The organism is Pseudomonas sp. BF-R-30 (assembly GCF_019956175.1).
GTDB classification, from domain to species: Bacteria; Pseudomonadota; Gammaproteobacteria; order Pseudomonadales; family Pseudomonadaceae; genus Aquipseudomonas; species Aquipseudomonas jessenii.
In genome coordinates this window covers 89,884-98,270 of sequence record NZ_JAHBDE010000009.1, presented here as the reverse complement: position 1 = coordinate 98,270, position 8,387 = coordinate 89,884, and the positions used below count along the sequence as shown (strand labels likewise).

Genomic DNA, 8,387 nt, shown 5'->3' with positions numbered 1-8,387 from the left:
GGGCCAGGCTCCCCGCGTCATCGTTGACGTTCATCGCGAGCAAGCTCGCTCCTACAGAAAACCAAGGTCGAGCCTACGGCGGCTTAGTTCGGCCTGTCCAAAACCTGAAAAGGGGCACACATCATGAACCCAGCAAGCCAGCCGGGCACCGAAACGCACGACGATGACGTCAAGGTGCTGCACAGCATGGGCTATGCCCAGCAACTCTCACGACGAATGGGGGTTTTCTCCAACTTCGCCATTTCCTTTTCGATCATCTGCATCCTCTCGGGTGGCATCAACTCCCTGGCCCAGGGCACCTCGGGCGCGGGCGGGGCATCCATCGGGATCGGCTGGCCAATCGGTTGCCTGATCTCCGGGGTATTCGCCATGGCCATGGCGCAGATTTCTTCGGCCTACCCCACCGCTGGCGGCCTGTACCACTGGGGTTCGATCCTGGGTAACCGCTTCACCGGATGGCTGACCGCGTGGTTCAACCTGCTGGGGCTGGTCACGGTGCTGGGCGCGATCAACGTCGGTACCTATTACTTCTTTTTCGGTGCCTTCGGGCCGGCACTGGGCATGGAAGACACGACCACGGTCAGGGTGATTTTCCTGGCGATCCTCACCGGCCTGCAGGCCTTGTGCAACCACTTGGGTATCGGCCTGACCGCCAAACTCACTGACTTCTCAGGTTACCTGATCTTCGCCACGGCGCTGGCCCTGACCATCGTCTGCCTGATATCGGCACCCAGCTATGAATTCGCACGGCTGTGGACCTTCGGCAACTATTCCGGCGAAGCGGGTGGCAGCGTCTGGCCGCAGGTCTCCAACGGCTGGGTTTTCATGCTCGGCCTGCTGTTGCCGATCTACACCATCACCGGCTATGACGCCTCTGCGCATACCTCCGAGGAAACCCGCAACGCGGCCATGTCGGTGCCGCGCGGCATGGTCATGTCGGTGGTCTGGTCGTTGCTGTTCGGCTGGCTGATGCTCAGCGCGTTCGTGCTGATGCTGCCGAACATGGACGAGGCGGCCAAGCAAGGCTGGAACGTGTTTTTCTGGGCCATGAACACCCAGGTCAACCCGACCTTGAAACTGGTGCTTTTCGTGGCGATTTTCATCTCGCAGGTGCTCTGCGGACTGGCCACCGTCACCTCGGTTTCACGGATGATTTTCGCGTTCTCCCGGGACGGTGGCCTGCCCTGCTCAAAAGCGCTGTCCACGGTCTCCTCGACCCATCGCAGCCCGGTAGCGGCCATCTGGACCGGCGCCACCCTTGCCGTCCTGTTCGATTGGGGCTCGTCGGTGATCTCGGTCGGGGATACTCCGGTCTATACGATCGTGGTGTCCTGCACGGTGATCTTCCTGTTCTTCTCCTTCGCCATTCCCATCGCGCTCGGCCTGTTTACCTTTGGGACGTCGAAGTGGCCGACCATGGGGCCGTGGAACATGGGGCGTTTCTGGTACTCGGTGTTCGCCATCCTCTCGATCCTGGCGATGGTCATCATTTTCGTCATCGGCATCCAGCCACCGAACGATTGGGCGCTGTACATCACCATCGGTTTCCTGATCCTGACGGCCATCGTCTGGTTCGGTTTTGAAGCCCGGCGCTTCCAGGGGCCGCCGGTGGGCGACATGATCGTCAAGCGCCAGGCTGAAATTGCCGCGGCGGAGGCAGCGTTGGACAGGAAATAGACGAGCGCTGATTAACCTGTGGGAGCGAGCTTGCTCGCGATGGCGGCGTGTCAGGCGCCATCGATGTTGGATGTGCCGGCCTAATCGCGAGCAAGCTCGCTCCCACAAGGTTGTTTGGCGTTTCCGGGCTTTTTTGCAGGCTGATGATCTATCCTGTGCCTCCCCGATTCCGCCCCGGAGACACCTGTGCCCGCCCTCACCGCCCGCGAGGTTTACCAGCCGTTGCGCGATGCCGCTCAAGGTATTTGCACCTTCAAGCGAGTCGACAACGCCTGCGAGTTTGATCATGTACAGGTCGACATCGACGGTTGGCGCCTGACGCTCGACGTCGACGCCGGTCACCTGCGCCACTGCCTGCACGGCCAAAGCCCCGATGGCCGTGAATATGTGTTCGACAACGGGCAGCGCTTCGGCACCGACCCGGTGAGTTTGCTCAGCACCTGGGAGCTGGCGCAGATTGAACGGCTGCTGGCCTGAATCTTTCGCAACCTGTCGTTCCCTGGCCGCACTTGTGATACACAAGCCGGAGTGATTTTCGCGTCCAAGGAGGTTCTGCCCATGCCCCGTTCCCTGCGCCTGCCGCACTGGCTGGCCTGCACCCTGCTCGGTTTGCTCGCTAGCAGCGCCCAGGCCGGCACGACACCCCCGGCGCCCGATGCCTTGCAGCCCTTGCTGGCGACGATGAATGAGCGGTTGAACATCAGCGAACTGGTGGCGCTGACCAAGTGGGACAGCGGCAAACCGGTCCAGGACAACACCCGGGAAGCGCAAGTCATCGCCAACGCCAGGAAGCAGGCGGCTGAACGCCAGCTTGACCCCGACGATGTCGCCGTCCTGATCGCCGCCCAGATTGAAGCCAGCAAACTGGTGCAATACGGCCGGCTCGCACAATGGCAAGCGGCGCACAAGGCACCGGACACGCCACGGCCAGACCTGGGCAACGACATCCGGCCCAAGCTCGACAACCTGCTGAACCTGCTGCTCACGCAGTACGCCGCGTTCCTGCCCTACCGCAACGACCCGAACTGCCCGCAATGGCTGGCCACCGAACGTTCCGCGCTGATCAAGGATTATTTGCATGGCCAGGCGATGATTCGTGCGACCGGGGAGCTGTGTATTGCAGGGCGATAACGTCAAATGAGCCACATTGAAACCCTCGCCAAAATCCTGCTCGGCCCGTTGTTGCTGGCGCAGGGCCTGTATACGCGGCGGGTGACGCCCAAGTTGCCGGAGGCCGAAGGTGACCGCCAGGGCGAGGCCGGCAGCGGTGACGTGCTGCGCTTGTTGATTGTCGGCGACAGCGCAGCAGCGGGGGTGGGTGCGGCGACTCAAGGTGAAGCCCTCAGTGGTCGGCTGGTCGCGCGCCTGGCCGATGATTACCAGTTGTCGTGGAAACTCTGGGCGCACTCGGGGCTGGATTCACAAGGGTTGCTGGAGCTGCTCGAACAGCACGCCCCCGAGCCGTTCGATGTGGCGCTGTTGTCGATTGGTGTCAACGATGTCACCAGCTCTCTCACCCTGGATCAGTGGCTCGCTCGGCAACGGCGCTTGATGGCGCTGCTGTGCGATAAATACGCGGTGAGGCAGATCGTGGTGTCGCCGCTTCCGCCGATGCATTTGTTCCCCGCGCTGCCCCAGCCGCTGCGCTGGTTTCTGGGTTTCAGGGCGCGGCGGTTCAATGCACATCTTGCGGATCTGGCCGCATGCCTGGATCAATGTACGATGCTGACCACCCCGCTGGCGCCCGAACCGGGCTTGATGGCCAGCGATGGTTTTCATCCGGGGCCGCTGCTCTACCGTCAGTGGGCCGACGATGCCGCCAGGGTGATCGACCAACGCTTTCGCACCACAACAATAAAAACAGGAGTTGAAGATGTCTGAGCTGAAACTGAACCCCAATGTCGCAGCGTCCCTGAAGCAGTGGCACGCGATGCTCGACAACCGCGACTTGAGCGGTTTGCCCGAAATGCTCGATCCGCAGGCGGTGTTCCGTTCGCCGATGGCGCACACGCCGTATCCGGGAGCGCCGGTGGTGTCGATGATCCTCAATACGGTCATGGACGTGTTCGAGGATTTTGCCTATCACCGTGAGCTGACGACGGCGGATGGCTTGAGCGTGATTCTCGAATTCAGCGCCAGGGTCGGCGAGAAAGAGCTGAAGGGTATCGACATGATCCGCTTCAACGAACAGGGCAAGATTGTCGAGTTTGAAGTGATGGTGCGGCCGCTCAGTGGCTTGCAGGCGCTGGGTGAGGAAATGGGGCGACGGTTGGGGGCTTACCTGAAGGCCAGCAAGGCCTGACTTACCTGACTCACCAAAAATCCCTGTGGGAGCGGGCTTGCTCGCGAAGGCGGCGAACCAGTCGATAAAGATGTTGACTGACACTCCGCTTTCGCGAGCAAGCCCGCTCCCACAGGATTTGTGTTTAACCTGAAATCAGGGGCAAACCGTTAAACCATCGGCTGGTGGCTGGTCACGCAGTGAATCCCTCCACCGCCTGCAGAGATCGCGTCGATGTCGAGTTGCACCACCTTGCGCTGCGGGTAGAGTTCGGACAGCAGGTCGAAGGCCTTGGCATCGGCTTCTTCGTCGCCGAATTGCGGAGCGATGATCGCGCCATTGATCACGAAGTAGTTGATGTAGCCGGCGGCGAAATCCGGGTTGTCCTTGCTGAACCGGCTGTTGCGCGGGTTGAGCGGCGGCGACACGGTATGCACCTGCAACTTGCGGCCATCGGCATCCGTGGCGTTTTCCAGGATCTGCAGATGGGCGCGAGTGACCTTGTAGTCGTAGGACTCGGGGTCGTTGTCGAGGTTGGCGATGACCACGCCGGGCTTGACGAAGCGCGCATAGAAATCGACGTGGGCGTCGGTGATGTCCTTGCCCTTGATGCCCGGCAGCCAGATGATTTTGCGCAGCCCCAGGCGCTCTTTCAGTTCTGCCTCGACCTCGGCCTTGCTCCAGTCGGGATTGCGGTTGCGGTTGATCCAGCTGCTTTCGGTCATGATCCCGGTGCCGTGGCCATCCACTTCGATGCCACCGCCCTCGCCCACCAGTTCGCTTTGCTGGTAATCCGCCTTGGCGTTTTCGGCGACCAGGGCGGCCAGTTGCGCATCGTCCGCATGCTGCTGTTTGTTGCCCCAGCCGTTGAAGTTGAAGTCCACGGCAGCAAGGCCGCCGCTTCCGTCGACGACAAAATTGGCGCCGATGTCGCGCATCCAGATGTCGTCCAGTTCGGTGATCACGAAGGTGGTGTTGTGGCTGCCGCATTTGGCTTCGGCCAGGCGCCGTTCGCTCTGGCGACAGAACACGGTGACCGGCTCGTGTTCGGCAATGCTGCGGGCGATCCGGCCAAGGGCGTCTTGCACATGGGGCGTGAAGTCCTCCCAGATCGCGGCCTGTGCCCCGAAAGCGATGAAGGCCCGCTGGTGTTTGTCCCCTTCATCGGGCATGTACCAGTTGCCTTTACCGGCCGCTCGCACCGGCTGGGAGGCAAAGCCCAATCCCATGGACGCCAGCGCGCCCAGTCCGGCAGCGACCGATACCTGCTTGATGAATGTTCGACGTGTCGGCATGTGGTTTCCTGAAATCGAGGTTTGGCCGGCCCTCGGGCCGGCCGGTGATCATTTGACTGTAGCGGTCTTGAACTTGGTCCAGGTGCGCATGCGTGCCCGCATGTCGGCCTGGGGAATGTCCTTGCCGGGAATCAGCCGCGCGTAGGTGGCATCATCGAGGTAGATGTCCGGGTTGTTGCGCATCGCGGCATCGACATCCGGTCGTGCCTTGGCGTTGGAGGTCGGGTAGCCGGTGAAGTTGCTGATGGCTGCCATGTTTTGCGGGCGCATCACGAAGTTGATGAACGCGTAGGCGTACTCTGGATGCCGGGCGTCGACGGGAATGGCCATGGTGTCCATCCACACCGTGGTGCCTTCGCGGGGGATGCGGTAGTGGAAGGCGGTTTTCTTGCCGGCACTATCAGACGTGCGTTGCGCCTGGGTCATGTCGCCGCTGTAGCCGAGGGACATGCACAGGTTGCCGTTGACCAGGTCGGTCACCGGTTGCGACTGGAACTTGCGAATGTACGGCCGCAGTTTCATCAGCAAGTCACTGGCCGCCGCCAGGTCCGCCGGTTTGGCGCTCCGCGGGTCGCGGCCCAGGTAATTGAGCACCACGGCCAGCACTTCGTCCGGCGAGTCGATCATCGAGATGCCGCAGTCGGCGAATTTCGCCGCCAGTTCCGGTTTGAACAGCATGTCCAGGCTGTCGACCGGCGCATCCGGCGCACGCTGGGCAATCTGCCCGGCGTTGTAGGTCAGACCGATGGTGCCCCAGGTGTACGGGACCGTGGCCTGGCGCGACTGCTCATAGTGCGAGCGCAATTTCTGCAACCCCGGCTCGACGTCATTCAGAGCAGTAAGTTTTGACTGATCCAAGGGCTGCAAACTGCCAGCGCGCATCAGGCGTTCGGCCACGGTGTCACCGGGGAAGATCAGGTCGTAGCCACTGCCGCCAGCGAGCATTTTCGCTTCCAGGGTTTCACTGCCGTCCATCACGTCGTAGATCACTTTGATCCCGGTTTCGGCGGTGAACTTGCTCAAGGTGTCCTCGGCGAAATAGTCGGCCCAGTTGTACAGCCGCAGGGTTTTCTCTTCGGCGTGCAACGCAGGCACCGCACAGCTCAGCGCCAGCCCCATGGCCAGGCACAGCTTGTTGATCGTGTTCATGTCACACCCCTTGGGTTGCCCAGCGTGAATGGATCTGACGACCGTCCTGGGTCAACAAGGCGCCGTACATTTCCGGACGGCGATCGCGGTAGATACCCCAGGTCAGGCGGTCCTCGCGCATGGCCGCCAGGTCCAGGCTGTGGACCAGCACGCCGGTGCTGTCACGGTCGGCTTCGGCGAGCAACTTGCCCTTGTGGTTGCAGATGAACGACGAGCCATAGAAGCTCATTTGCAGAGTCGGGTCGGTGGTCGCCGCTTCCCGGCCGACCCGGTTGGCCGCCACCACCGGCAGCAGGTTGGCGGCGGCGTGGCCGCGCATGGTCATCTGCCAGTGATCCCGGGAATCGAGAGTGGAACAACCCGGTTCGGAGCCGATGGCCGTCGGGAACAGCAGCACTTCGGCCCCCATCAACGCCAGGCAGCGAGCGGTTTCGGGGAACCACTGATCCCAGCAGATGCCCAGGCCGATGCGCCCGAACGCGGTGTCCCAGACCCGGAAACCGCTGTCGCCGGGGCTGAAGTATTCTTTCTCCTGATAGCCGATGGCGTTGGGGATGTGGGTCTTGCGGTACACACCCAACAGGCGCCCGTCGGCGTCGGCCACGCTCAGTGAGTTGAAGTAGGCGTTGCCGGCCTTCTCGTACCAGCTCAGCGGCAGCACCACGCCCAACTCTTTCGCCAATGCGGCGAAGCGCTGGAGCACGTGGCTGTCGCGATACTCCTCGGCCAGTGCCAGGTGTTTGTGGTGTTGCTCGATGCAGAAATACGGCGTGGCGAACAGCTCCTGCAACAGGATGACCTGCGCGCCCTTGGCCGCAGCTTCGCGGACCAGTTGCTCGGCCTGGTCGAGGTTGTGTTTCAGGTCCCAGGTGCAGGGCATCTGGGTGGTGGCGATGGTCAGCAGTGTCATGGCATCAACCCCGCACCGGCCAGGCCGGCTGTTGCTGGGTGATGCAATGCACACCGCCACCACCATGGGCCAGATGGTTGATCCGCACCGGCACCACTTCACGACCGGGGAACGCCTGCGCCAGCACTTCGGCAGCGACCTTGTCGGCATCGATGCCGTAGGCCGGCATGATGATCGCGCCGTTGGCGATATAGAAATTGGTGTAGGAGGCGCAGAACACTTCGGCCTCGGTGTCCACCGCATCGGTGGCTTCGAACAGTTCGATCAGTTCGAACTGGCGGCCCTGGGCGTCGGTGGCCAGTTCAAGGGCGCGGCGGTTCTCCCGGGCCACTTCGGCGTACACCGATTGCTTGTCGTGGGTGGCGTCCACCAGCAACACGCCGGGACGGGCAAAGGCGCACACGCCATCGACGTGGCCGTCGGTCATGTCGCCCGTCACATAGTCGGGATCGCCCGGCAGCCAGATGGTTTTCTTCACACCCAGCAGGCGGGTGAAGATCTCTTCGATCTCGGCCTTGCTCACGCCCGGGTTGCGATTGGGGTTGAGCAACACCGATTCAGTGGTGATCAGCGTGCCCTCGCCGTCCACATGAATCGCGCCGCCCTCGTTGCTCAACGCCGTGCCGAAGCACTCCAGTCCCAAATGATTGAGCGCACGGCGGGCCAGGCTTTCGTCCAGATCGTGAGCCGACTTGCCGCCCCACGCATTGAAGCGCCAGCTCACACCGGCCAGGCCTTGCTGCGGGTGGCAGACGAAGCTCGGGCCGGAGTCGCGGCACCAGCTGTCGTTGACCGCCAGTTCGATCAACTCGATGTTCGGCCCGCACAACGCCTTGGCGCTGGCGACGGCTGAAGGATCGACCACCAGTTTCACCGGTTCGAAGCGGGCGATGGCGTTGGCCACGCGGGCGAAATCTTCTTGAACCTGTGGCAGTGTCACCCGCCAGCCTGACTCCCACAGGGTCTTGTTGTGCGGCCAGACCATCCAGGTGGCGGCGTGAGTGACCCACTCGGCCGGCATCGTCCAACCGCTGTTTTGAATTACGTTCTGCTGCATGACAAGCACCTCTGAGTT

Annotated in this window: 9 protein-coding genes; 5 read left to right on the top strand and 4 right to left on the bottom strand. The window is 62.3% G+C overall.

The genetic code is table 11. The features are described 5' to 3' along the window. The first annotated feature begins 123 nt into the window (after positions 1-123). From KGB20_RS06335 to KGB20_RS06315, 5 genes are all read left to right on the top strand, one after another. A complete protein-coding gene (locus KGB20_RS06335; RefSeq protein WP_223532172.1) occupies positions 124-1,677 on the top strand; it encodes an amino acid permease in 1,554 nt (517 codons plus the stop codon). A gap of 186 nt (positions 1,678-1,863) precedes the next feature. Next, positions 1,864-2,154, top strand: coding sequence for a hypothetical protein (locus KGB20_RS06330; RefSeq protein ID WP_154908716.1), 291 nt, complete (start codon positions 1,864-1,866; stop codon positions 2,152-2,154). Positions 2,155-2,235: 81 nt separating this feature from the next. Continuing rightward, positions 2,236-2,808: a chorismate mutase gene (locus tag KGB20_RS06325; RefSeq protein WP_223532170.1), complete on the top strand. Its 573-nt coding sequence runs from the start codon at positions 2,236-2,238 to the stop codon at positions 2,806-2,808. A 6-nt stretch (positions 2,809-2,814) separates the two neighbouring features. After that, positions 2,815-3,558, top strand: coding sequence for an SGNH/GDSL hydrolase family protein (locus tag KGB20_RS06320; protein ID WP_154947870.1), 744 nt, complete (start codon positions 2,815-2,817; stop codon positions 3,556-3,558). Continuing rightward, the gene (locus tag KGB20_RS06315; RefSeq protein ID WP_154861318.1) at positions 3,551-3,979 is read left to right on the top strand and encodes a nuclear transport factor 2 family protein; all 429 of its coding nucleotides are present in this window, start codon (positions 3,551-3,553) and stop codon (positions 3,977-3,979) included. Before KGB20_RS06320 ends, KGB20_RS06315 begins: the two co-directional genes overlap by 8 nt. Before the next feature lie 149 nt (positions 3,980-4,128). Here KGB20_RS06315 and KGB20_RS06310 read toward each other — a convergent pair whose 3' ends face one another. From KGB20_RS06310 to KGB20_RS06295, 4 genes are read right to left on the bottom strand one after another with little or no spacing between them, the layout of a single operon-like run. After that, complete coding sequence (locus tag KGB20_RS06310; protein ID WP_154861319.1) at positions 4,129-5,253, bottom strand: agmatine/peptidylarginine deiminase; 1,125 nt, start codon at positions 5,251-5,253, stop codon at positions 4,129-4,131. 48 nt (positions 5,254-5,301) lie between these two features. Next, positions 5,302-6,402, bottom strand: a complete 1,101-nt coding sequence (locus tag KGB20_RS06305) for an extracellular solute-binding protein (protein WP_223503335.1) — start codon at positions 6,400-6,402, stop codon at positions 5,302-5,304. 1 nt (position 6,403) lies between these two features. After that, entirely contained in the window at positions 6,404-7,312 is a 909-nt protein-coding gene (gene aguB, locus KGB20_RS06300; protein WP_223532168.1) for an N-carbamoylputrescine amidase, read from the bottom strand. A 4-nt stretch (positions 7,313-7,316) separates the two neighbouring features. Next, complete coding sequence (locus tag KGB20_RS06295; protein WP_154861321.1) at positions 7,317-8,369, bottom strand: agmatine/peptidylarginine deiminase; 1,053 nt, start codon at positions 8,367-8,369, stop codon at positions 7,317-7,319. Between the last annotated feature and the right edge of the window lie 18 nt (positions 8,370-8,387).